Below are 23,805 nucleotides of genomic sequence, written 5' to 3'. Positions count from 1 at the left end.
TGCGTGAATACAAGAAATGTTTTACGTGAAACTCGCCCTCAGTGCCGCGACCGTTGCCGTGGAAGATGGCGTGGAACTTACCGTCACAGCCAAGAGCTACGTGCGCGACCTGTTCTGCATGGCAGATAAGGTCGACGCGAAGGCTTCGGTGGCCGAGGGCATGGTCTCGCTGCTTCCGGGCGAAAGCGTCGTGCTGCATATCGCCACTGCCGATGCCGCAGCGCTTGCCGCTCCGGGTGCGTTCGCAGCCGCCAACGTGCTGCGTTCCGCCAACGATCCGAAGCGCGAATGGTGAGCTTCCGCGAGTACGCCGTCTACTGAAGCGGTAGAAGAGTGGATAGAGGACTACTGAAATTTCAGTTGACGTGTTCGGTTGAGTAAAAACATAAGTTGAAGCGCCGCCAACCTTAAGAAACGAAAGTGTTGTGAACGCTGACTTTTCAAGAGGTTGGTCGGCGCTTTTACTGTACGATGTAGATGAACCGTTTAAGTTGCGATTTAAGTTAAGAAGAAGGACACGGACATGCCTATTCAAAAAAGCAAGGTGACGATTTTTGACGTTGCCAAGGCTTCGGGAGTCTCTAGTAGCGCCGTTTCGTATGCGCTCAACGGCAAGTCTGGTGTTTCCGATGTGACTCGAGACAAAGTGTTGAAGGTCGCACACGAACTGGGATGGAAGCCGAATGGCGCGGCACAGGCGCTGGCCAAGGCGAAGACGCAGCGCGTGGGTCTAGTGTTGGGTTACGACCCGAAGCTGCTTTCCGTCGAATCCTACATGATGGAACTTATTTCCGGTCTTGGCGCCGAGCTGGAAAAATACGATTATTCTCTGCTGGTACGCATGGCCGTGGGTGAGGACGCGAAGCTTTCGATCATCGATGATTGGATTGCTACTGGCAACGTCGACGCCATGCTGCTCGTCAATGTCGAGCTTGGAGACCCTTGCGTTGCCTTGCTTGAGGAGCATGAGGAGATGCCGGTGCTTGCCATTGCCGATGCCTCCGTGGTCGGCAATCTGCCGAGTCTGTCAAGCGCCGACGCCGATGCCGTGCGCCGAGCGGTGCGATACCTGTATGATCTCGGGCATCGTCAGATCGCCCGCGTCGGCGGTCCCGAATCGCTTGCGCACTCGTATATTCGCGATTCCGCCTTTGCGGACGTCGCTTCCGAGCTGGGCATGCGTTATCGTTGCCTGCACACCGACTACACGCCGGAAACCGGTCGCGAGGCCACGAAGCGCCTGCTGGCGTTCTCTGAGCATCCGACGGCGATCATCTACGACAATGATGTGATGGCGTTGGCTGGCCTTGGCGTGGCAGCTTCGCAAGGCATCAAAGTACCGGAGGAAATCTCCATCATGTCGTGGGATGATTCCCTCATGTGCACCGCGGCGTATCCGAACCTGACCGCCATGGGCCGTGACGTGGTCGATACCGGTAAGCAGGCCGCCGGATTGCTGCTCAAGCTGATCGGCGGCGAGCGTGTGGGGCATCTGATGGAAGGGCCGTACGAATTGCGTGCCCGCGCTTCGACCGGTCCCGCTCCGGCAGCGGAATAAGATGCGATGATGAGTTAATGCGATGATGCATTAAAAAATTGCGATTGCGCATTTGCTGCGCCCCGACAAGGGCAGGATGAAAGCGAGCAGCGAGCCGATCGCGGCGATCGCCGCAAGGGTTACGCCATACAGGATTGACGGTGTTGCCGGACTGCTTCGACAGGTACCACAGGTCGAACGGCGCGAGTCCCCAGAACAGCCCGGGAATCGCGGATTGGAAATCAAAATCTGAAATCTGAAATCGTAATCTGAAATCAAAAAGCGCCCGTGCCCCTCGCTTGAGGCATGGGCGCATTGTTGCCTTACGACTTCAGGCGCGCTTCTGTGTGATCTGATAGGCGGCGAACAGCACGACCAGCCAAATCACGCCGGCGACCACTGCGATGCGATAGCTTGCGGAGAAGCACATCAGCACCACGACCAGCAGCATGAACGCGATCACCACATACGGCGTCACCTTGGCGAACGGCAGCTTGAACGCAAGTTTGTCAAGTGCTTCCTGGCCCTTCAATCCCTTCAAATCATTCGGACCGTCGCCGGCGGCGACAACGCGACGGAACTTAATTTCCGTAATCATGATCATGATCCAATTAATCGCAGCGGCAATCGTGGCAATCGACATCAAATAATTGAACGCGAAATCAGGCCACACGAACACCACCACCACGGCGATCGCAATGATGATGGCCGACGTGATCACACCCCCGACCGGAACGCCGCGCTTGTTCAGGCGGCCCAGATACGCGGGCGCATTGCCCTGCTTCGCCAACGAATACAGCATGCGCGAGTTCGCGTACAGGCCGGAGTTGTACACGCTCATCACGGCGGTCAAGCACACGAAATTCAGAATGCCGGCGGCCGCATGCACGCCCACCGAGTCGAAAATCTGCACGAACGGGCTGGAATTGCCGTCGATCGTGCTCCACGGCACCACGGCCATAATCACGCCGAGCGCGCAGATGTAGAACACGAGAATACGCCAGATAATGCCGTTCGTGGCCTTCGGGATGGTGGTGCGCGGATTTTCGGTTTCGCCCGCGGTGATGCCGATGAGCTCGGTGCCGCCGAAGCTGAACATCACCACGACCAGCGCCATCAGCAGGCCGGTCCACGTGCCGTCCGCATTGCGAGACATCAGGCCATGCGGCAGGAATCCGCCGTCAACGGTAAACCAGTTGGCGAACGACGCGCGAATGCCCGAAGCGGTCGGCACATTCGCGATGATCACATACAAACCGCCGAAAATCATGGCAAGCACGGCCACGATCTTGATGATGGCGAACCAGAATTCAAATTCGCCGAACTTGTTCACGCCCATAAGATTCAGCGCCGCGATGGCCACCAGGAACACCGCCGCCGACACCCACTTCGGAATGTTCGGGAACCAGTAATTCACGAACGAGCCAACCACGGCCAACTCCACCATGGCCACGAGCACGTAGTTGAACCAGTAATTCCAGCCGGAAATAAAGCCGGCTCGCTTCGACCAGTACTGCGTGGCGTAATAGCTGAACGCGCCCGCCTTCGGATCCTCGACCGCCATTTCGGACAGGGCGCGCACGATCAGGAAAATCGCCAGACCGCCGATCAGATAGGCGAGCAGAATGGCCGGGCCCGCCAGCTGAATCGACTCGCTGGAACCATAGAACAGGCCGGTGCCGATCGCGCCGCCCAATGCGATCAATTGAATATGACGATTCTTCAAAGACTTGCGCAGCGTCGGCGGAACCGGCACATCGTCGGTTTCGCGCGGTTTCTTCGCAACGGTTGCGTCGCTCATGAATGCTTCCTCTTCTTGGGTGCCTCGGCAATATTCGGCAAATTCGGCAAAAGTTTGGCGATCTTGGCGATGTTGCGTTCGGCAGTAGTGGTAGGTGACGCGCCTATGGTTTTTGGTATGGCGCGTCTTCCCCGATTGTAGCTGTAGCGCGTGGATTCGGTTTCATAGTGTTCAATAGTTCGATAGTTCAATAAAATGAAGGTTTTGGGAGCAATGGTTGGTGCTGTTTGAGCGCTACGGGCTGGAGGTCGTCATGGCATTCATCAAAGACATGGTGCGTATGTGGTTGCATGCGTGGAAGCGATTCATCTCCATCGCACTGATCTCGTTGCTGGGCGTCGCCGTGCTTACGGGCATTTACGCGGGTTGCCGAGACGCTTTTCTTGCGACGGATCGTTTTTTCGACACCCAAGGATTGCACGACATTCAGGTGTTGTCGACGGCCGGATTGACCGATGACGATATTGCCGCGCTCCGTAAGATTTCCGGTGTTGCGAAAGTGCAGGGCGAACGTTCGCAAACCGTGACCGTCGATCTGAACGGCAAAAAAACCGTGACCATGCAGGAGATCGGCACGAACGGCATTGACCAGCCGTATCTGCAAAGTGGCCGTATGCCTGAAAAGTCCGGTGAGATTGCGGTGACGCGCAAATTCATCAAGGATTCCGGATATAAAAAGGGCGACCATATTACGGTGACACCGCAGGATTCGGCGTCTTCTTCTGTGTCCGATTCTGCAGAATCGGACAACCAAACGGGCGAAAACGGGTCCCAGATGTCCGATTCTGCAGAATCGGACACGCAGGATGGCAAACGTGCCGCACGGGTGACCGATTCTGGTGAATCGGACAATCAGGCACCGAGCTTTCCCACCGAACTGACTATTGTGGGCGTGGTGCTTGACCCGCAGGATCTCACCAATCCAGACGGCTATTCGGGTACGAACGCGTTCCGTTCCTCCGCCACCAGCGACTACACGTTCTTTGCGCCGTCCGACGGTGTGACCGGCAGCATGTACACGGCCGTTACCATTCTCGTGAAAGGCGCCGCCGACAAGGACTCGTTCAGTGACGTGTACGACGACACCGTCAGCGAAGTAGCTGACCGCATCGACGGCACGGTGCGAACCAATCGCCAGAAAGCGCGTCATCAGGAACTACTCGACGCTGGAACCAAACAAATCGACGAGGCGAAAGCGCAAACCGACAAACAGTTCGCCGCAGCGCAACAGCAGATCGACAGCAATCGCAGCCAGCTCAATCAGCAAATCGACCAAATCGTCAATATGCAGGCGGGCGCGGCTGCAGGATCCCTCGACGAAACAACCCGTGAAACACTACGTGAAACGGTAATTGCCGCAAGCCCGCAATTAGCGGAAGCCAAAGCGCAACTCGACCAGGCGCAATCGAAATTGGACCAGCAGAAAAAAGACACCGAACGGACACTGCAATCCAAGCAAAACGAGCTGGAAGACAGCATTCCGCAAGTGCGTTGGTATGTGCAGGACCGGTCGCAAATCGGCGGATTCAGCTCGCTGAAATCTGATCTGGAATCCATCCAATCGCTGGGCAACGCATTCCCGATCGTGTTCTTGCTCGTGGCGGTGATGATGAGTCTGACCGCCATGGCGCGCATGGTCGAAGAGGATCGCGGGCTGATCGGCACATACACAGGGCTCGGCTACGGGCGTCTTGCGGTCGCCTCACGATACCTGTTGTTCGCGCTGTTCGCCTGCCTGATCGGCGGTGGACTCGGCCTGATCGCAGGCTTCCTTGGCATTCCGGCGTTCCTGCTCGTCGTATTGCGAGGCTTGTATGTGATGCCGGACGTACGCTTGGCATACGACTGGCTGTATGGAACGGCCGGAGTCGCGCTGTTCGTGGTCGGCGTGCTTGCCGCAACCGTGTATGCGTGCGCGCAGGAAATGCGACAGAAGCCGGCCAGTCTCATGCGTCCGAAAGCGCCGCGTGCAGGATCGCGCATTCTACTGGAGCGTATCAAGCCGTTGTGGAATCGCATGAGCTTCCTCGGCAAAGTCACGGCGCGCAACATTTTCCGTTTCAAATCGCGTCTGATCATGACGGTCGGCGGCGTGGCCGGCTGCACCGCGCTGATTGTGTGCGGACTTGCGATCAACGACACCGTTGCCGCATTGGGCGCGAAACAGTATCAGGACGTGTATCAGTACGATTTGATGGTGGTCGCGAACGATGATGACGCTGATGCGATGCGGCAGAAAGTCGCTTCGGATGGTCGCGTCACGTCGAGCATGGACGTGCGCGTTGAATCGGGTGATTTGACCGGCGATTCGGGGAGCGAAAGCATTCAGCTGGTTGCCGTGCCCGACAGTGAACGCAGCGAGTTCGGCAAGATGGTCACGTTGCAGCCGGTGCGCTCCAGTTGGGTGGATGGTGCGGCCGATACGGTAAGTCTGGGCGATGACGGCGTGATCGTATCGCAGTCCGCGGCAAGCGCGATGGGCGTCAAAGCGGGCGGTATGGTAACGCTGACCAACGGTGACGATATGCAGGCCGAAGCGCATATCAGCGCGGTGATCCGCAGTGTGATCGGATCGGACGTGTATGTGAGCGAAACCTATTATCGCCAGCTGTTCGATACTGCTGCATCCGGCACGTCTTCCGCATCTTCCGCGTCCGATTCTGGAGAATCGGACAATCAAAACGGCGAATCCGGTACCTCGAATGGCGCATCGTCAAACGGCCAACAATTGGTGTGGAACGCCATGTATGCGAAGCTCAAAGGTTCAGGCGAATCCCAGGCCGCCTATGCGGAAAAGCTGGAAGACGACGATGCGGTCATGAAAGCCGTGAGCTGCGCGCACATGGCGGAAAGCTTCAAATTCGATCTGATGGGTGCGGTGGTCGCGCTGATCGTGGCGCTCGCGGGCGGGCTCGCGCTCGTGGTGTTGTTCACGCTCGCCAACACCAACGTGTCAGAACGTGAACGCGAGATGGCCACGCTCAAGGTGCTCGGATTCTTCGACAAAGAGGTTCACCACTATGTGAACCGTGAAATGATGGTGCTCACCATGATGGGCGTGGTGCTGGGCTTGCCTCTCGGCCGTTTCGTCGGCGGATTGCTGACGGCTGCGTTGAATATGCCCGCACTGTATTTCGAAGTGGAATGCACGCCGTTGAGTTATGTGATTGCGGCCGGCGCGACCATGGCTTTCGCGCTGCTCGTGCAGTTGTTCGTGAATCCGGTGTTGGATCGTATCGACCCGATTAGTTCGCTCAAATCCGTCGAATAGGCGCATGTCTGAATGTCCGATTCTCCAGAATCGGACAACTAGACGGGTAAAAGTGCGTTACGGTTGTCCGTTTCTCCAGAATCGGACACTTAGAGTGCCGGAAAGGCTCGGATTCGCGTTTCAGTTCTTTGGATAACGGTAGTTGTGTGGCAGTTGCGTGGTGAGCTGCGGGTCCAGGCCGAGTTCCTTCAACTGCCGGTCGATTTCGCGGCGCGCACGTTTCACAAGTTCGGCTCGATATTCATCGCCATGTCCCATCGTTCCCATCTTCTCCAGTGCGTCCAATGTTTCCGCCATACGCTTGAGCCGGTCCTGATGGTGCAGCAGCGCACGCACCTGCGCATGTTCGTGCACGATCGTCCGCCAATCGGATGGTGTGTGTGCAATCTCCCGAACCGCGGTGACCGGATGTACGTCGGCCACCTGATATGTGATCGAGCCAAGCAGCGGCATTAGGAACACCGTAATCGCGCCGGCTGCGACCAGTGTTGACGCGGTGTCGCCTTGCATGGTGCCGACCTTCACCGCCAGTGACGTGACGGCGACGATGATCGGCAGCGCGGTCGTGCAATACAGCGCTACGGTGACGCGATGATGCGATGACAGCGGATTCTCGCGTTTGTCGAGCGATAGCGCAACATATACGGGCACCGCGCGAATCAGCATGAGCATTACGATGAACGCGACGAGCAGCGCGGGTCGGCCTGCCACGGCGCGCACGTTGATCGCGGCTCCTGACACCACGAAAAACACAGGAATAAGGAATCCGTAGCCGACGCCTTCCAGTTTCATTTCCAGCGACTTGCTGCCGTCGGGGATGATGTAACGCAGGATGAAGCCTGCGGCGAACGCGCCGAGCACCGCGTCAAGTTCGAACAGTGCAGAAATGGTGACAAGGAAGATGAGCAGGAATGTGGTCAGTCGCATGAGCGTTTGCGATGACGTGTTCGCGTTTTCCGTAAGGAAACGGTACAAGCGATGGCCGGTTTTCAGTGCTTTCGTGGGTAGCATTGCGCACAGTAGACAGATGGTAAGGAACGCGCCGAGCACGAGCATGGTCTGCCAGCCGGTTCGGGTGGATAGCAGGATGGCCATGGCAAGGATTGGGCCGAGTTCGCCCCACGTTCCGTACGAGATGATGGCGTCGCCGATGGGGGTGCCTTCGAGGTTGCGTTCCTTGAGAATCGGCATGAGTGTGCCGAGAGCGGTGGTGGTAAGTGCTATTACCGTGGCGATGCCGTTGATGCCTTGCTTTGCGAAGAATGGAAGCAGGGTCACGACGAGTCCGGCGAGCCCCAAGGTGATGATCCATGTGACAAGGCCGACTTTGCCTTGATGTCCGGCGAGTCGTTTCGGGTCGATTTCATAGCCGGCGAGCAGGAATAGGAACGCCATGCCGAGCTCGCTCAAGAGTTTCACGGCGTCGTTCACCTCGATTACGCCCAGTCCGTACGGACCGAGTGCGGCTCCGGTGACGAGCAGCAGCACAGTTTGTGGAATGAACCTTCCTGGAATCAGCTGCGCCACAATCGGGCTGACGGCCGCCACCGCCATGATGATAGTCAATGAAACGAGCTCTTGCGTCATGTTTCTAGCCTAGTGAGTCTGCATGACGGTGTTCAAGGACGTGATGCCCCATGATGAGCCAAAGGGCACTCTGGGGCAAGGTTAAGTTTTTGTAAATTTTATGGGGGGGGGGGGTAATTCTATGAGCGTTACTATCTGTGCAAAATGGCGGAACTGTTTTGTTTTGAAGATGGAACTCCTTCTTTTCATTGGGGGAAGGGTGGGCTTTATTCGAGGGTTTTAACGAGGGTGCCAATGGGAAAGCTCCGATACGATTCTGAACCAAGCTGTTTAGGCAATATAGGGGGAGGGAAGAATGGTTGATGGAAAATTCACCGCAAAGGAGCGCGCGTATTTGGCCAGCCTTCCCGCAGTGGAAAGCGTGAGCGCGTCGCATATCCGGTATGCCGACAGTTTCCGCATCGAAGTCATGTGCAGATACAATGCGGGCGAATCGCCGGCCGCCATCTTCCGCGAGGCGGGTCTCGACCCGAAACTCATCGGATACAAACGCATTGAGCGGTGCATTGCACGCTGGAAAAAGCAGGAGGAACGAGACCGCCGCAACAGCAAGCGGGTGGACCGCGACGACCTGCGCGTCATTCGGCATCATGATCTTATGCGCGATGATGCGCAATCGTCGGCAACGGAATCGCAGGATGCGCTTTCGAAGCTCGCCCAAGCGCAACTCATCATCAACCAATGCGACGAATTGATCGCGAAACAGGCGCTGCGCATCGACGAACTGGAACGTGTGCTGCGAAAGCTTGTCGGGTGACGGCACGGTTGCGTGAGATGGAGGAAACGGCGGAATGGCATGACGGTCGTTGGCCGTCATCCGAAGAGGCTCCGATGGGTGGTCGACTTTCGTTGGAAAGTCGCTTTCCGTCGTTCGAAGAGGCGATTGACGTTGCCGACGAAATGCGTCAACGACGTCACGCTCGCGGCAAAACGCTGGCGATGCGTGCGATTGCGGCGCTGTTGATTGTCGCTGCGATCTGTATTGGCGGTTTTCCGGCGATGTTGCAGTATCGGTCGGCGCGTGATCTGTCGGGAACGTCGGTAAGATCCGCGCAGACGGTTGCGGGCTGGCCGTATCCGCAGGCGGATGACGCGTTCGCCGCGGCCCAGGACTATAACAAGCGGCTTGCGGAATCCGGACAGCCGATTTTGGGTGAGGCGAAGGATCCGTTCGCTGATGTGCGCGGCGGATCGCGTGCCAGTGTGTCCGATTCTGGTGAATCGGACAATCAGAGTGGTGCGGGTACAGGCGCGGACGCCGGTTCCGCGGACGCTGGTTCCGCAAGCGCCAGTTCGGCGGACGCGGAGTACCGGAGTCTGTTGGATTCCGGCGGTGGCGTGATGGGTACGATTCGCATTCCGAAAATTTCCGTGAGACTGCCGATCTACCATGGCACCTCCGAATCGGCGCTCGCTTCGGGCGCGGGCCACCTGTACGGCAGCAGCCTGCCAGTCGGCGGCAAGAGCACGCATGCGGTGCTCACCGGGCATCGCGGACTGGTCGAGGCGGCCATGTTCACGCGGCTCGATGAAATGCGTGTCGGCGACTACTTCTACATCGAAGTGATGGGTCGAACGCTCGGCTATCAGGTGAACCGTATCACGGTGATCGAGCCGAACGACACGTCGCAGCTGAAAATCGTGCCTGGTGAGGATCGCGTGACCCTGATGACCTGCACGCCATATGGCGTCAACACGCACCGTCTGCTGGTTTCGGCCACACGTTCCGCCATTCCAGATGAGATTCCCGCCGAAAACGACGCGGTGAAGGATGCCCGCGCGATCGGTGCGATCACAGGTATTGCGACTCTCGTAGTGGGCGCGTTGTTGGTTTGGTTGCGACGCAAGCCGTGGCATATTCGCAGGCATGCTGCTTGGTGGCCGAAGCGCGGCTGATTCGGTTACATTTGCGTGAATAATCGCGCTTTTCGCACGTTTTTCCTTTTGTGATGTCGGGTGATTGCGCCGTAGGAAATGTGTTGCAGGGATTTTGTTGTTGCGCTGTTGCCAAACCCCGACTTTCCCGCACGTAGGGTGTGCGCGCGATTGTTTAATTTCCTTTAGTTTTCAAGGTTGAAGCAGTGTCGGATTGCTCCAGGTGAGTCAGTGGCGCGATTCGATGAGAGACGTGAATTAAGGGGATGCATATGAGACATGTGCACAACGAGGCAAAGCCGAGGGAAGGCTTTGTTCAACGCATGGTTGCGGCGCTCGCTGCGATTGCCATGCTTGGCGGCTTGGGTTACGTCACCACGTCTTCCGCCATTGCGGAAGACGACCAGAATCCTTCCGGTGACACTTCCACCTTGCAGCCTGCGAATAGTAAAAGCATTGCCAAAATCGAAGGTGGAGACGGTGATCAGTATGCGTTGCATTTGACTGCGTCCGGCGATAGTTCGTCATCCACGGTTACGGCCGCGGTGCCTGCCGACATTGTGCTGGTGCTTGACAAGTCCGGCAGTATGGAAAACAGCAACCGTGACACGAATGCGAAAAACGCTGCCACGGCCTTGGCGAGTAAGCTTCTGACGGCCGCGAATGCCGCTCTTCCGGCTGAGCAGCAAGTACAGATGGCGGTGGTGACGTTCAGCGACAGGGCGCGAACCACTTCGAATTTCACGACTTCTGCCGGCAACATCAGCACGGCCGTCAGTGCGTGGCCAAATGGCGGAACCAACTGGGAAGACGCTCTGAAAACAGCGAACGATCTGTCGTCAGGACGTTCCGGTGTGCAGAAGCATATCGTCTTCCTGTCTGACGGCAATCCGACCTTCAGAATCACATCCTATTCCGGATGCTTCAAGTGGAGTTGGCTCGGTCAGGGATGGGAAAGCCATCCTGAATACGGGACACAGGCGGAGTGCGAGGCTAACAATAAGTGGTTGGACCAGTCCTACCAGTGGAAAACCGACCCGGACGGCTCGGACGGAAACATCCACGGCGAGGGCAATGACGATAGCTACGGCTACAACTATGCGGCCGCTCTGTCGGAAGCCAACAAACGCGGGAACGCAGCCCTGTATGTGGTGAAGGTTTCGGCCGACGCCAATAAGATGAGCGACCTAGCCAAAGAAGCGAACGCCGTCACCGGCAAGGAATACGACGGAACGTCCGCGGACAATCTGACGAAGGCATTCGAACAGATCTACAACACCATCACCACAACCGCGAAAATCAGAGCGTATTCCATCACCGACACCCTGTCTCAATGGGTTGATCCGGTCGATTTCGCCGATGTGGCAAACGGCACCAATATCACGCAATATGTGACGGCAACCAACAATGGCGCAACCGTAAGCGGATATACAGCCGTCTACAACGTCGACGACAACGGCAATCGCACGATTACCGTGACATTCAACAATGGGAACGGCATGATCGTCGACAAAAACGAAACTATCGACGTTTCCTTCAAGGTAAAACCAAGCGACGCCGCATATGCGGATTACGCAAGCAAGCAGCAATACCTGGACACGGGAGAAGCCAATACCGGCAATGAATCCGCAGGAAAGCAAGGATACTTCTCCAATGCTGGAGCGCATCTGAACTACTGCGTGGTCACGTCCGTTAACGACCAGGAATCGGAATGCACCCAACAGACGCTCGACTATGCCAAACCGGTCGTGCAAGTCAGACTTGGCCAAATCACCATCAACAAGGTGTGGTCCGACGGTGCGAGCAAGCATGCGAGTGACGCGGTGACGGTCCAATTGCAGCGCACGAAGACCGGGGAAGCGGTCGCACAGGCTGAAAAAGTAGGCGATCCAATCACGTTGAACGCGTCGAATAATTGGACGGCCACGATCGGCAGATTGCAGCCCGGATACACCTACAGCGTGGCTGAAACGTCGGAAGACAGCCGCTACGCGGTCTCCTACCAGTATGGCAATGCTGCGAGCAACGCGACCGGCGTGGACCTCACCAAAGCCATGGTCTGGCAGAGTGACGGCAACGGCGGCAACATGACGGCCACATTGACCAACACGTTGAAGAGCGCGACGCTATCCAATGTGATCACCGTGCAGAAAATCCTAGAGGGGCGCGACTGGAAGGCAGGCGATTCGTTCGATTTCGAACTGACCGCAGACGGCAACGCGCCGCTGCCGGCCGATTGCGCGCAACAGGCGCAACAGTCGTGCAAGGTGACGGTCGCCTATGATGCTGATTCCCCGGATAGCCAGCATTCCGCAACGTTCGGTGACATCACCTACAACGCTGGAAAAGCCGACTACACGTACACCATTACGGAAGGCAACGGCAATATCGCAGCCTTGTACTATTCGGGCGCGAAATACCAGATTGTGGTCGCCGTTACCGAAACGAACGGCGCATGGACGGCTTCGGTGAAATCCGTGACGAAACTGCTCGACGACAACGGCAAGAACGTTTCCGAATCGCAGAAAATCGGCGATCCGATCGCATTCACCAATACGTATGTGGCGGTATCGGCGTTGCCGTTGACGGGCGGAACCACGGATCGTCAATGGCTGCTGGTTGGCGGCTCGATCGGCGGACTCGCAGTACTGCTGGTTGGCGCGGCTGGCATCTGGAACAGCAAGAAACGTCTCGTCTGAGATGGTTCCTCGGGCTGGACTGCCCTACCAACCTTCACAGGGCAGTCCAGCCGCACATCACAAATTTGTGGATCCGGAGCATGTTGGGCTTCAGATCCCGTTAGCAAAAACAAACACAACATCAACAACACAATGAGAGGGGATTCATCATGAAGATGAGGAAACTTTTCGCAGGCATCGCCGCCGCTGCGACGTTGCTCGGTGGCATGGCCCTGGGCGCAACCAGCGCACAGGCCGATGGCGCCGGCACTATCGTTACCGATACAGCGAATTTCACGTTCACTGCTCAGAACGCCAAGCAGCTGACCAATCGTAGTCTGAACGCCTACAAGATCGCCGATTATGTGCAGTACGGCACTGATGATAATGCAACGTACGGTGTGCAGACTGCCGACGGTGTTGACCGCGGTACTCTTAAGACGGCACTTGAGTCTGCTACTGGCAAGACTGTCTCTGAAACCGGCGATCTGATGGCTTGGGCGCTCGCCGAAGGCGTGCTGGATACGACGGGATCGAGCAAGGATACGGCGACTGGCGCATGGAAGAACGGTGCTTCCCGTAAGTTCGTGGAAACGCTGAAGACCAGGACCAATGTGCTTGGCGATCCGACTGTAGTTGATCTGGGCAAGAATCTTGCTAAAGATGGCTTGTCTGCTACTGTGACGCTCCCTGCAGGCCTGTACCTGTTTGTGGACGCGGATTACTCGGTTGGCACCAATGGAGCTGCCACTCCGTCTATCGCAATCCTCGTTGGCTCCGGTAACGTTAAGGATGGCGTGCTGAATCCGCTCACTGAGGCAACTGTGGCCATTAAGAACCAGACCACTGCCGTGACCAAGAAGGTGAATGGAGCGGACGTCATCACCGCTTCCGTTGGCCAGAAAGTGACATACACCATTACGAGCAAGGTGCCGCAGAACACGCAGTACTACAGCGATTACGGCTACACCTACACGGATACCCCGTCTGCTGGCCAGACTGTGGATTTCGATTCCCTTAAGGTGACGGTCGGCGATAAGAGCCTGAACAAGGGTACGGATTACACCGTGGCCCAAAACAAGAATGGCACCTTCACCGTCACCATCAGTTCCATCCAGAAGCAGACCGCAGGTGCACTCATTACTGTGACCTATGCTGCCAAGGTTACTGAAGCGGGAGCCTCCGGCAGCAAGGCCGTGACTAACGCGGTCGTGCTCTCCGACAATGGTGCTGAAGCTACTGACAGCACTATCATCACCAATAGCGGGTTCTCCTTTACCAAGACCGACGCTCAAGGCAATCCGCTGGCCGATGCTACGTTCACGATCCGCGTTCCGGGTGTGGATGGTTCGTTCACCGCCACCTCTGACAAGACCGGCACAGTGACCTTCAAGGGTCTTGCAGATGGCACTTACGAAGTCAACGAAACCACGGTTCCGAATGGCTTCCAGCAGAGCCTCAAGGCCAAGTTCAATGTCATCATTGAGAATGGTGAGGTCAAGTTCAGGGGTACGGATGTGTGGGGCCTGGCTCCGAAGGAGTCTTCCGATAAATACCAGGTCAAGAACGTGAAGAACGTCACCCAGCTGCCGCTCACCGGTGCTGCGGGCACGACCCTCTTCACCGTGGTGGCGCTGCTCGTGGCAGGTGCCGGCGTTACCGTCGCACTCAAGTCGCGCCAGCGCGTGCGCTGATACGTACTCAAACGTGAAACAATAAGCGCATAAGCAGCCATAAGCGGGCATTTGCGGAAACCATCCGTGGATGCCCGCTTTTCATGTCTTTTCGTGCCTTTCCATACTTTTTAGGGGTGAAGGTTTTGCACGGGGCAATACGGGATCGAAACGGGTGAAATCCGGTACCAAACGGCGAAATCCGGCATGAAAAACATCCGCAAGTGGCAAAACAGGCATCAAAACATGCGTCAAACAAAGCAATCATGCAGGGGTTGCAGGTGGGGGCATCTCACGACAATGGCACCCTACAATCGCAAGCACATCCATGAAAACAGTGGAAAGGCGGGTGTCATGGCACGAGGTGGGGGAGCATTCAGCGACGAGGAAATCCAACTATTGCGCGGACTGCCGGCGGTCGCCAACGTAACGCGCAATCGCATCACCTACGCCGATTCGTTCAAGCAAGTGTGCACCATACGCTACTTGACAGGCGAATCGCCAACCAAAATCTTCCGGGAAGCGGGACTTCCGCCGGATCTCATCGGATACAAGCGCATCGAACGGTGTGTGGATCGTTGGAAAACGTCGGCCATCAAATCCGTGACCGGCAGCGGCAACATGAGCGACAGCGAGATCATCGCGCAACTCGTCAACCGGTATGAGCATGCGTTCGTGATGAGGCGCAACCTCGATAGCATCACCAACAGGACGATGGAACATATTCCCGTCAAAGCGCAAGGCGACGACGGCATCGACGTGGGAACCGCGAGCATCATCATCAAACAGCAGGCACGCCGTATCGACGAACTGGAGCGCGCGAACGCCGAACTGCGCGGGCAAATCGCCGCCACCGCCTGACCCAGACCATCGTTATGCTGCGTAAGTGTCTGATTCTGCAGAATCGGACAAGCGAGGCGCGATTTGTGTCGGACAGTTGGGCGTATCTCACTTATATATGGCAGTCAGCCTGCGGAAATACGCCCAAAACGTACCCCTTAAGTGGTGTTTTGCCGTGAGCAAGTGCCATACGCAAGCGAGCAAGTAGCGGTCAACCTCGTGAATCTGCCATATATAGGCGAGATAGGGCGGCAGGGGGTATGGCGAGGCGAAAATACGGGAATAAGGTGGTCGGCTGGGCACGGTTGACCACAAACGGGATGCGCCAGTGCCGCAAAATCTGCGTACGTGCCCAAAAACAAAGCTTCGGCGGGCGCAATGTGCGGTTCGCGGGGTAGGGTAGTGAACATTATGACTTCCGAGAACACCAATTCCGCGGGCTCAAGCGCCGCGCACATCAAATCCGTCGAAAGCCTCGACCAAAGCAACGAAATGGAGCGAGGCCTGAAAAACCGCCACGTCCAGTTCATCGCCATCGGCGGCACCATAGGCACCGGCCTGTTCCTAGGCTCCGGCAAGTCGATCGCACTGACCGGCCCGAGCATCATTTTCGTGTACATCGGCGTTGGCCTGATTATGTTCCTGCTGATGCGTGCCATCGGCGAAATGATGTACAGTGATCCTAGCCAGCACACGTTCATCAACTTCATCACGCGCTATCTCGGCCGCGGGTGGGGCAAGTTCGCCGGCTGGACGTATTGGATCGTGCTCATTCTGACCGGCATGACCGAAATCACCGCCGTAAGCACATATTTCGTAACGTTCTTCGGCACATTCGGCATAGACCTGAACTCGTGGAAGTGGTTGATCGAACTGTGCTTCCTCGTAGCGCTCACCGGCATCAATCTGATTGCGGTGAAAGTGTTCGGCGAGGCGGAATTCTGGTTCTCCATGATCAAGATCACGCTGATCGTCGGTCTGATCGTCACCGCCATCGTGATGCTGATCATCGGCTTCAGCTACCCCGCCACGCACATCGAAGGCGTGGACGGCACGGTGTCGGGTGCCACGGTGAGCCTTACGAATATCACCGACGGCTTCCAGCTCGCGCCGAACGGTTGGATGAACTTCTTCATGAGCTTCCAAATGGTGTTTTTCGCCTACCAGCTCATCGAATTCGTGGGTGTCACGGTGTCGGAAACGCAGAATCCGCGCGAGGTGCTGCCGAAGGCGGTGAACGAGCTGATCATGCGTATTCTGATCTTCTACGTGGGCGCGCTGATCGCGATCATGGCTATTGTGCCCTGGCGTAACTTTCACGAGAATTCCGATGGCTCGTTCGGTTCGCCGTTCATCATGGTGTTCAAATATGCGGGTCTTGATTGGGCCGCCGCCCTGGTGTTCTTCGTGGTGATTACGGCTGCCGCGTCGGCGTTGAATTCGCTGATTTATTCAGCCGGTCGTCACTTGTATCAGCTTGCTTCGGATTCCGAGTCGCCTGCGATGGCGCGTTTGGCTGAGGTTTCCGACCACAAGGTGCCTGCGAAGGCGATCGTCGCTTCGGGTTGCATGATTCTGTTCTCCCCGATCATCAACGCGATTCCGGGTATTTCCGGCGCGTTCGTGCTATTCGCTTCGGCCGCCAGCGCTGTGGTGATTTTCATTTACGTGCTGACGATGCTCGCCCACCACAGGTATCGTCAGAGCAGCGATTTTCTACCGGACGGTTTCGTCATGCCCGCTTGGCAGGTGTTTGATTGGATTGCGATCACGTTCTTTGTGCTCGTGTATGTCACGTTGTTCCTGTCGACGGACACGATTGGTTCTGCGATTGCCGGTCTGATTTGGCTGGTTGCGTTTGGCGGATATTGCCTGCTACACGAACGATTCCAGAATCGCGATCTTAAGGAAGCCTTGCAGCAGTAACGTTTGCAGGTAACGCAGGATACAAGTAAGGGGCGTTTGCCGAACGTGAGTGCATCACGTACATTCGGCAAACGCCCCTTTCAGCATGGTCTTTGCGCGAATCCCCATTACGGGATCCAGCGCAAATCAGCCGATGTAGTCGGCCTCGTTCGTCGGGCTGGACGGCACGGCATGATCTTCCGTAACCTTGCCCAAGCCAGACAAATACGCTTCACGACCCGCTTCGATCGCCTTCTTGAACGCGCGTGCCATCAGCGGAATATTGCCGGCGGAAGCGATGGCCGTGTATGCCATCACCGCGTCCGCGCCCATTTCCATGGCTTCCGCAGCCTGGCTCGGACGGCCAATACCAGCGTCGATGATCACCGGAACATTAGAGTTCTTGATGATCACTTCAATGAAATCGCGTGCACGCAGACCCTTATTCGAGCCGATCATCGCGCCGAGCGGCATTACGCAAGCCGCACCCGCGTCTTCAAGACGCTTCGCCGCAATCGGATCGGGGAACATGTACGGCATGACCACGAAGCCTTCTTTTGCCAGCTGTTTCGTGGCTTTGATGGTTTCCTCATTGTCGGGCAGCAGATACTTCGCCTCATGTTCGATCTCCACCTTCACGAAGTCCGTCTGGCACACTTCGCGGGCGAGACGTGCAATACGCACCGCTTCCTCGGCATTGCGTGCGCCGGACGTGTTCGGCAGCATGGTGATGCCTTTCGGAATGTAATCGAGCAGATTGTTTTCGGTGGTACGGCAGCGACGCAACGCCATGGTGACGATCTGCGTGCCCGCGTTCTCAATGGTCGCCTTGATGAGGTTCAGATCGTAGCGGCCGGAACCGAGAATGAAGCGGCTCGTGAACTTGTGTCCGCCGAGGATCAACGGATCGGCGTCGCCGGTGGCGATTTCGTCATACGCGTGCGCATCCGGTTCCGGCAGCAGTGCGGTGTTCGTGGTGGTGCCGACCAGCTCGTCGAGCGTGGCGTTCGGTGCCGCCGCGAAGTCTTTTTCCGCGGTGGTGATCGTGTTTTCGGTGCTCATGGTTAATCCTTACTATGCGATTAGTGTTGTGTCATTCGTTGCGATTTGCGATTTGCGATTGCAATTGCAATTGCGTTTGTGGTTGCGTTTCGCTGTCAGGCGTCTTCTTCGCCGAGAATCAAGCGAGTGATCATATTGGCTTCATGGCAGGCGACCACACCCACGCGCGGTGCCATCAGACCAGCGCCCGGCACCGGAGCGGTTTCGCCGTCGCCGCAGAAGTAGAAATTCTTCGAAACGCGACGAGTATTCACCAAATTGGAACTGCGGAATCCCGCCATTCCAGAAGCGCTCACCAGCTTCTTGTTCGGCAGATTCTCAAGCACGGCATTCACCAGCATCGTCTTGTTTTCCGGCACGTCGAACGCTTCGCAAATAATATCCTCATTGTCGAACAGCGTCGGCACGTTCTCGTCAGTCACTTTCACGGTATCAATGGTGATATCGATAAAAGGATTGATCTGACGCAAGTTACTGCGCAATGCTTCCGTCTTGTACTGCCCAAGATCCTTCAAAAAATACTGCTGACGATTCAGATTCGTCATATCCACGCGATCAAAGTCAATCAAATGTAGGTGACCGACGCCAATGCGGGTCAACGCCACCGCAATGGTCGATCCGAGGCCGCCGCAGCCGCAAATGGCCACGTGCGCCGCGTCGAGCTTGTCTTGCGTGGCTGCGGTATGACGGTCGAGCAGGGCCGCACGGATTTCTTCGCGGCTGACGAGCGTGGTCGGGTCGGGCTGGTTGTCGAAAGCGTGCTGGCGGGCGTCGATCTGCGCCTGCGATGCGGATGGTTCAAAAGTCATGGTTGTTCTCGTATTCTCGTTTTCCGTTCGTGCGTTGTTTTTGCCGGGTTGGTTGTGTTTTGTATGTTCTTGCGATTGTTACGCGTGCATTGTGCCGGTCGTAATCGCAAGAAATTTTGAAAGTGGTTCAGCCGCCCTGCACGAACGTGACGATTTCCAACGTATCGGTGCCCTTGAGCTGCGTCTGCGCACGCTGGGTGCGAGGCACGATCTCACCATTGAGCTCGACAGCCACGCGGTCGGCGCGCAGGCCCTTGCTTTCGATCAGTTCGGCCACGGTGATCGGCGTGGCGATGTTCTCTTCCTTACCGTTGATGATCATTGCGGTTCCCTTCTGTGTCTGTCATGACACATGCTTTCCTGCACTCCGGATGTCCGTTTCTGGTGAATCGGACATCCGGAGGTTCATTGTCGGTCTCTAAATGTCCGATTCTGCAGAATCGGACACGCACGGCATCTATTTCAGTCCACGAATGTCCGATTCTGGTGAATCGGACACGTAGGCGCTTGTTCGAGCCGCTTGTGCGTCCGTTTCTGCAGAATCGGGCACTCAAGGTTGGTACGAAAAAAGGGTCGCCGAAGGAACCGTACCCTATGAGGTGGTGCGCCCCTCCGTGACCCTAATCACGCGATATTCGGTTATCGCGAACGGAAGATGAGATACGTCTTGCGGCGTGAACAACCCGTCTCCTTACGGCGGCATTACCCGCATCAAGTCCTCGGTCGAAGCTCTATGAGCTCCCTCTCAGCCTTTCGGCTCCCGTTCGGTTGTGCCTTCATCTTCGCGCACGCGCCCGACAAGCTTGCGCCGGTTCACGTTGGGTTAGTCTTGATGTGAACATGTGCGAATCGGCTGAGTGCTTGCAAGGAAGGGGAAGATGATGATGGACGGCGAGTTGGCAGGATTTGCGATTCCTCGGCTTGGTATGGGAACGATGGCTTTGGCGATTGAGGGGCGCCCGGATCGCGATACCGCGATTCGTACGATTCATGCCGGTTTGGACGCGGGTGTTCGCTATTTGGACACGGCTTGGTCATATTATCTGCCGAGCGAGCCTGGCACCGGCACTGCGGAAGACCTTGGCTACGGCGAAAAGTTGGTGCGTGATGCGCTCACTTCGTGGAATGGCCCCCGAGATGAAGTGCTGGTCGCCACGAAAACTGGCTATCGACGCACCATGGAGGTCCCCGCTTTTGTTGCTCCTGTGTCCGATTCTGGAGAATCGGACAAACAGGGTGCCGGATTTGGGGTACAGATGTCCGATTCACCAGAATCGGACACTCAGGGGCGGGATTCTGAGGGATGCAGCCGTCGGCCTGGCGAGGAACGCCAGCATTTGCAGGCGGCGGGCAGTCAATACGGGTGGATGGCGGATTCGCGCCCCGAAACCATGATTCGTGACGCCAAGGAGTCCGCGTTGCACTTGGGCGTCGATACGCTCGACCTGTTGTATTCGCATGGCCCCGATCCCGCGGTGCCTTACGAAGACCAATGCGGCGCGTTGAAGCAGCTGCTCGACGAAGGCGTGATCAAATATGCGGGCATCTCCCGTGTGAATAACGAGCAGATCGATCTTGCGCGCGGCATTATCGGCAGCGGCTTGGTCGCCGTGCAAAACCAGTTCTCGCCGTCGCATCCCGATCCGGAACATACGATGGAGCATTGCGCCGAATTGGGGCTCGCTTTCGTCTGTTGGTCGCCGCTCGGCGGATTCCTCGATACGTTCGATCAGAGCGCGTACGATCCGTTCCGCACGGTTGCCGCGCAACGTGGTTGCTCCTACCAGCGTGTGGTGCTGGCGTGGGAATTGACCCGTTACGAACGTCTGTTCACCATTCCCAGCGCTCGCAATCCGCAGGAAATCAACGATTCCTTCGCTGCAACGCAACTTCAGCTCACTCAAGAAGAGCTTGCGATGCTTCCTTGCTGATTATCGTTTCCTTTTTGGGCGTTTTCCTGTACTTGCACGTTGCGATCGAAAAATGTTTACAGTAAAAGATATTATCGAGACATAACTGATGGGCATCGAATAAGGCGAGGTGAAGCGTGGGCTTCGAGCGGGAGTCGTTTGACAAGCTGATGAAAGTGGTCTGGGGTAAGAAGTCTCAGATGCAGCAGGCGATGTCGCGTGATTCCAAGGGCGAGCCATTCATTATTCGCGAGCTTGAGTTCAAGGGCGCGCAAACGCCCTCGCAGTTGGCTACCGCGTTGAAGGTCACGTCGGGCAGGATTTCCACGCTGTTGGCTGCGTTGGAAAAAAAGGGTCTGATCGAGCGTGAGGTCGATCCCAACGACCGACGCATTGTGCATGTGAATCTTACCGAGCAGGGGCGGGCGAAGGCCAAGCAGCAGCGCGAGGATATGCGCGACGCCGTCTGCTGGGTCTTTTCGCAGATGGGGGAGCGTCGCACGCGCGAATTCGTGGATCTTACCGAGGAATTTGCCACATACGTGACCATCTGCATCCCTGGCCAGCCCCGCCCCACCGCCGAAGAAGTAAAGCAAGCCTTCGCAAAAGCCGAATCTGAAGATCCTGCGTAGGGACTGCCTACCACGTAAGCGTGCGCCTCACATGTGCCGTTCGCGACTGTAAGCTTGGCCAAACGGCCTTGAGTGTGTCGCGAATGGTATATGTTGGCCGCGCGCGACCGAGCTGAGAAGAATCGCTCTCAGCAAATACACAGAAATATGAGATTGTCTTACACTGTAAGTAATTAAATATCGTAAGACAATTCAATAGGACTTATGTAAATCATTAATCGCAATTCGATCAACTCATGTAGTTGATCCAACCAATCCATCAATCGCAAAAACTTCAAACGCAACACAAGAGAAGGAATCCAAGCATGTTCCGCATTATGCGATACCTCTCCAAAGCGGAGATAGGCCAGATGCTCATTGCACTGGTCAGCATCGTCGGGCAGATCTGGCTTGACCTGACCCTGCCGGACTACATGTCCGACATCACCACCCTCGTGGAAACCCCTGGCAGTGAAATGCACGATATTTGGATCGCCGGCGGCAAAATGCTGCTTATTTCGCTTGGATCGGCAGCATGCGCCATCATCACCGGCTATTTCGCGGCACGCATCGGCGCATCGTTCAGCCAGCGTCTGCGTTCCATGGAATTCCGCAAGGTAGAATCGTTCGGACCGGCTGAAATGAGCCGATTCTCCACAGCCTCGCTGATTACGCGTTCCACGAACGATATTACGCAGATTCAGATGTTCATCACCATGGGATTGATGATGATTGTCAAATCGCCGATTATGGCGGTTTGGGCCGTCTGCAAGATTGCGGGAGACGGTCTCGAATGGACGCTCGCCACCGGCATCGCGGTAGTGGTGCTGCTGGTCTCCATCACGATCCTCATGGTTCTCGTCATGCCGAAGTTCAAGTCCATGCAGCGACTGACCGATAACATCAACCTTGTGGCGCGCGAGAACCTCACCGGCCTGCGCGTGGTGCGCGCCTACAATGCCGAGGATTACCAGGAAGCCAAGTTCACCAAGGCCAACAAGGAACTCACCGACACCCAGCTGTTCACCAACCGTGCCATGGCCTTCATGATGCCGTTGATGAACACCATCATGAACGGTCTTATGCTTGCCGTGTACTGGATCGGCGCCTACCTGATCGACGCGGCCGACGCGGCCGACAAGCTCACCACCTTCTCCAACATGGTGGTGTTCTCCAGCTACTCCGTGCAGGTGATCATGAGCTTCCTGCTGATGAGCATGGTGTTCGTGCTGTGGCCGCGAGCGGACGTGTCCGCACAGCGCGTGCTCGAAGTGCTCGACACCGAACCGCTGATCACCGACGGCACCCGCAGCGATGCTGGCGAAGCAGGCAAGCAGGGCGAAATCGAATTCCGCAATGTTTCCTTCACCTACCCGGATTCGCGTGAAGCCATGCTCGAAGGCATCAACTTCACTGCCAAGAAGGGCGAAACGGTCGCGTTCATCGGCTCCACCGGCTCCGGCAAATCCTCGCTCATCAACCTCGTGCCGCGTTTCTATGACGCGACGCAAGGCGAGGTGCTCGTCGACGGCGTGAACGTGCGCGACTACACGCTCAAGGCATTACGAGACAAAATCGGATATGTGCCGCAACAATCCTTCCTGTTCAAAGGCACGATCGCATCCAATGTCAGCTATGGCGACAATCCGCTCGACACCACCGATGCCGGCATCGTCGACATGACCGATACCTCGACCGCGGCCGGCAGAAAGCGCGAAAAAGAGCTGATCGCAACGCAAAACGAGCATCGCACACTCACTTCGGAACAGCGCGCCGACGTGCGCAACGCATGTGAAGTTGCACAGGCGACCGAATTCATCGCAACCAAGGAAAAGCAGTACGATTCCGCGATTTCGCAGGGTGGATCGAACGTGTCGGGCGGGCAGAAACAGCGTCTGTCGATTGCACGTGCCGTCTATCGTCATCCGGAAATCCTGATTTTCGACGATTCCTTTTCCGCACTTGATTTCAAAACCGACCGTGCCGTACGCGACGCGCTCGCCAAGGAAGCGAAAGATTCTACCAAACTGATTGTCGCGCAGCGCATCGGCACCATTATGGACGCCGACCGCATCGTGGTGCTCGACGACGGCAAGGTGGTCGGCCAAGGCACGCATAGCGAACTGCTGGAAAACTGCGATGTGTACCGTCAGATTGCGCAGTCTCAGCTGAGCGAAGACGAATTGAACGGCGGCAAGTCGGGCGAAAGCAAGCTGCCGGGCGAAACCGGCAAACCGATTGAAACC

17 protein-coding genes, 1 pseudogene and 1 riboswitch are annotated in these 23,805 nt (G+C 56.7%); of the genes and pseudogenes, 13 read left to right on the top strand and 5 right to left on the bottom strand.

Features of this window, described 5'->3' with window-relative positions:
• Window positions 1–25 precede the first annotated feature (25 nt).
• From KSY55_RS02240 to KSY55_RS02230, 3 genes are all read left to right on the top strand, one after another.
• Window positions 26–295: a hypothetical protein gene (locus KSY55_RS02240; RefSeq protein ID WP_254881823.1), complete on the top strand. Its 270-nt coding sequence runs from the start codon at window positions 26–28 to the stop codon at window positions 293–295.
• A gap of 228 nt (window positions 296–523) precedes the next feature.
• A complete protein-coding gene (locus tag KSY55_RS02235) occupies window positions 524–1,558 on the top strand; it encodes a LacI family DNA-binding transcriptional regulator (RefSeq protein WP_055062912.1) in 1,035 nt (344 codons plus the stop codon).
• A 76-nt stretch (window positions 1,559–1,634) separates the two neighbouring features.
• Entirely contained in the window at window positions 1,635–1,790 is a 156-nt protein-coding gene (locus KSY55_RS02230) for a hypothetical protein (protein ID WP_217749473.1), read from the top strand.
• A gap of 78 nt (window positions 1,791–1,868) precedes the next feature.
• Here KSY55_RS02230 and KSY55_RS02225 read toward each other — a convergent pair whose 3' ends face one another.
• A complete protein-coding gene (locus KSY55_RS02225; protein WP_004222996.1) occupies window positions 1,869–3,338 on the bottom strand; it encodes an amino acid permease in 1,470 nt (489 codons plus the stop codon).
• Between the two features lie 253 nt (window positions 3,339–3,591).
• Between KSY55_RS02225 and KSY55_RS02220 the strand changes: the two genes are divergently transcribed.
• The gene (locus KSY55_RS02220; protein WP_118279795.1) at window positions 3,592–6,609 is read left to right on the top strand and encodes an FtsX-like permease family protein; all 3,018 of its coding nucleotides are present in this window, start codon (window positions 3,592–3,594) and stop codon (window positions 6,607–6,609) included.
• A gap of 120 nt (window positions 6,610–6,729) precedes the next feature.
• Here KSY55_RS02220 and KSY55_RS02215 read toward each other — a convergent pair whose 3' ends face one another.
• Entirely contained in the window at window positions 6,730–8,196 is a 1,467-nt protein-coding gene (locus KSY55_RS02215) for a cation:proton antiporter (protein WP_065434931.1), read from the bottom strand.
• Window positions 8,197–8,491: 295 nt separating this feature from the next.
• On the opposite strand from KSY55_RS02215, the gene KSY55_RS02210 reads away from it, so the two are divergent.
• From KSY55_RS02210 to KSY55_RS02185, 6 genes are all read left to right on the top strand, one after another.
• Entirely contained in the window at window positions 8,492–8,953 is a 462-nt protein-coding gene (locus tag KSY55_RS02210; protein WP_034880202.1) for a hypothetical protein, read from the top strand.
• Window positions 8,954–9,027: 74 nt separating this feature from the next.
• Window positions 9,028–10,092 (top strand): class C sortase, encoded by a 1,065-nt coding sequence (locus KSY55_RS02205; protein WP_117676146.1) that lies wholly within the window; start codon window positions 9,028–9,030, stop codon window positions 10,090–10,092.
• Between the two features lie 251 nt (window positions 10,093–10,343).
• A complete protein-coding gene (locus tag KSY55_RS02200) occupies window positions 10,344–12,770 on the top strand; it encodes a VWA domain-containing protein (RefSeq protein ID WP_241887444.1) in 2,427 nt (808 codons plus the stop codon).
• Between the two features lie 149 nt (window positions 12,771–12,919).
• The gene (locus tag KSY55_RS02195; protein ID WP_134854374.1) at window positions 12,920–14,443 is read left to right on the top strand and encodes an isopeptide-forming domain-containing fimbrial protein; all 1,524 of its coding nucleotides are present in this window, start codon (window positions 12,920–12,922) and stop codon (window positions 14,441–14,443) included.
• Between the two features lie 333 nt (window positions 14,444–14,776).
• Window positions 14,777–15,283 (top strand): hypothetical protein, encoded by a 507-nt coding sequence (locus tag KSY55_RS02190; protein ID WP_022244792.1) that lies wholly within the window; start codon window positions 14,777–14,779, stop codon window positions 15,281–15,283.
• Window positions 15,284–15,673: 390 nt separating this feature from the next.
• Window positions 15,674–17,188 (top strand): amino acid permease, encoded by a 1,515-nt coding sequence (locus KSY55_RS02185; RefSeq protein ID WP_051662131.1) that lies wholly within the window; start codon window positions 15,674–15,676, stop codon window positions 17,186–17,188.
• Window positions 17,189–17,314: 126 nt separating this feature from the next.
• Here KSY55_RS02185 and KSY55_RS02180 read toward each other — a convergent pair whose 3' ends face one another.
• The 3 genes from KSY55_RS02180 to thiS form a co-directional block, all read right to left on the bottom strand.
• Entirely contained in the window at window positions 17,315–18,229 is a 915-nt protein-coding gene (locus KSY55_RS02180; RefSeq protein ID WP_003833695.1) for a thiazole synthase, read from the bottom strand.
• Window positions 18,230–18,324: 95 nt separating this feature from the next.
• Complete coding sequence (gene thiF, locus KSY55_RS02175) at window positions 18,325–19,038, bottom strand: sulfur carrier protein ThiS adenylyltransferase ThiF (RefSeq protein ID WP_072043206.1); 714 nt, start codon at window positions 19,036–19,038, stop codon at window positions 18,325–18,327.
• Between the two features lie 127 nt (window positions 19,039–19,165).
• Window positions 19,166–19,360 (bottom strand): sulfur carrier protein ThiS, encoded by a 195-nt coding sequence (thiS, locus tag KSY55_RS02170; protein WP_003833700.1) that lies wholly within the window; start codon window positions 19,358–19,360, stop codon window positions 19,166–19,168.
• A 348-nt stretch (window positions 19,361–19,708) separates the two neighbouring features.
• A riboswitch (TPP riboswitch) is annotated at window positions 19,709–19,812 on the bottom strand.
• Window positions 19,813–19,916: 104 nt separating this feature from the next.
• On the opposite strand from thiS, the gene KSY55_RS02165 reads away from it, so the two are divergent.
• The 3 genes and pseudogenes from KSY55_RS02165 to KSY55_RS02155 form a co-directional block, all read left to right on the top strand.
• On the top strand, window positions 19,917–20,969 hold the full coding sequence (locus KSY55_RS02165; protein WP_022244788.1) for an aldo/keto reductase: 1,053 nt from the start codon (window positions 19,917–19,919) through the stop codon (window positions 20,967–20,969).
• Window positions 20,970–21,085: 116 nt separating this feature from the next.
• On the top strand, window positions 21,086–21,580 hold the full coding sequence (locus tag KSY55_RS02160) for a MarR family winged helix-turn-helix transcriptional regulator (RefSeq protein WP_022244787.1): 495 nt from the start codon (window positions 21,086–21,088) through the stop codon (window positions 21,578–21,580).
• A gap of 305 nt (window positions 21,581–21,885) precedes the next feature.
• A pseudogene (locus KSY55_RS02155) lies at window positions 21,886–23,745 on the top strand (ABC transporter ATP-binding protein); the annotation flags it as partial.
• Between the last annotated feature and the right edge of the window lie 60 nt (window positions 23,746–23,805).

Origin of the sequence: Bifidobacterium sp. MSK.13.1 (assembly GCF_019131435.1) — a bacterium.
Classification (GTDB): Bacteria; Actinomycetota; Actinomycetes; order Actinomycetales; family Bifidobacteriaceae; genus Bifidobacterium; species Bifidobacterium pseudocatenulatum.
The sequence above is the reverse complement of the archived record's forward strand: the minus strand, read 5'-3'. Positions and strand labels throughout refer to the sequence as shown.

What these genes read in the sequence shown, in the direction of transcription:
- KSY55_RS02235 (WP_055062912.1), top strand. Translation starts at nt 524, where the DNA reads ATGCCTATTCAAAAAAGCAAGGTGACGATTTTTGACGTTGCCAAGGCT.
- KSY55_RS02230 (WP_217749473.1), top strand. Translation starts at nt 1,635, where the DNA reads ATGAAAGCGAGCAGCGAGCCGATCGCGGCGATCGCCGCAAGGGTTACG.
- KSY55_RS02225 (WP_004222996.1), bottom strand. Translation starts at nt 3,338, where the DNA reads ATGAGCGACGCAACCGTTGCGAAGAAACCGCGCGAAACCGACGATGTG.
- KSY55_RS02220 (WP_118279795.1), top strand. Translation starts at nt 3,592, where the DNA reads ATGGCATTCATCAAAGACATGGTGCGTATGTGGTTGCATGCGTGGAAG.
- KSY55_RS02215 (WP_065434931.1), bottom strand. Translation starts at nt 8,196, where the DNA reads ATGACGCAAGAGCTCGTTTCATTGACTATCATCATGGCGGTGGCGGCC.
- KSY55_RS02210 (WP_034880202.1), top strand. Translation starts at nt 8,492, where the DNA reads ATGGTTGATGGAAAATTCACCGCAAAGGAGCGCGCGTATTTGGCCAGC.
- KSY55_RS02205 (WP_117676146.1), top strand. Translation starts at nt 9,028, where the DNA reads ATGGGTGGTCGACTTTCGTTGGAAAGTCGCTTTCCGTCGTTCGAAGAG.
- KSY55_RS02200 (WP_241887444.1), top strand. Translation starts at nt 10,344, where the DNA reads ATGAGACATGTGCACAACGAGGCAAAGCCGAGGGAAGGCTTTGTTCAA.
- KSY55_RS02195 (WP_134854374.1), top strand. Translation starts at nt 12,920, where the DNA reads ATGAAGATGAGGAAACTTTTCGCAGGCATCGCCGCCGCTGCGACGTTG.
- KSY55_RS02190 (WP_022244792.1), top strand. Translation starts at nt 14,777, where the DNA reads ATGGCACGAGGTGGGGGAGCATTCAGCGACGAGGAAATCCAACTATTG.
- KSY55_RS02185 (WP_051662131.1), top strand. Translation starts at nt 15,674, where the DNA reads ATGACTTCCGAGAACACCAATTCCGCGGGCTCAAGCGCCGCGCACATC.
- KSY55_RS02180 (WP_003833695.1), bottom strand. Translation starts at nt 18,229, where the DNA reads ATGAGCACCGAAAACACGATCACCACCGCGGAAAAAGACTTCGCGGCG.
- thiF (WP_072043206.1), bottom strand. Translation starts at nt 19,038, where the DNA reads ATGACTTTTGAACCATCCGCATCGCAGGCGCAGATCGACGCCCGCCAG.
- thiS (WP_003833700.1), bottom strand. Translation starts at nt 19,360, where the DNA reads ATGATCATCAACGGTAAGGAAGAGAACATCGCCACGCCGATCACCGTG.
- KSY55_RS02165 (WP_022244788.1), top strand. Translation starts at nt 19,917, where the DNA reads ATGATGATGGACGGCGAGTTGGCAGGATTTGCGATTCCTCGGCTTGGT.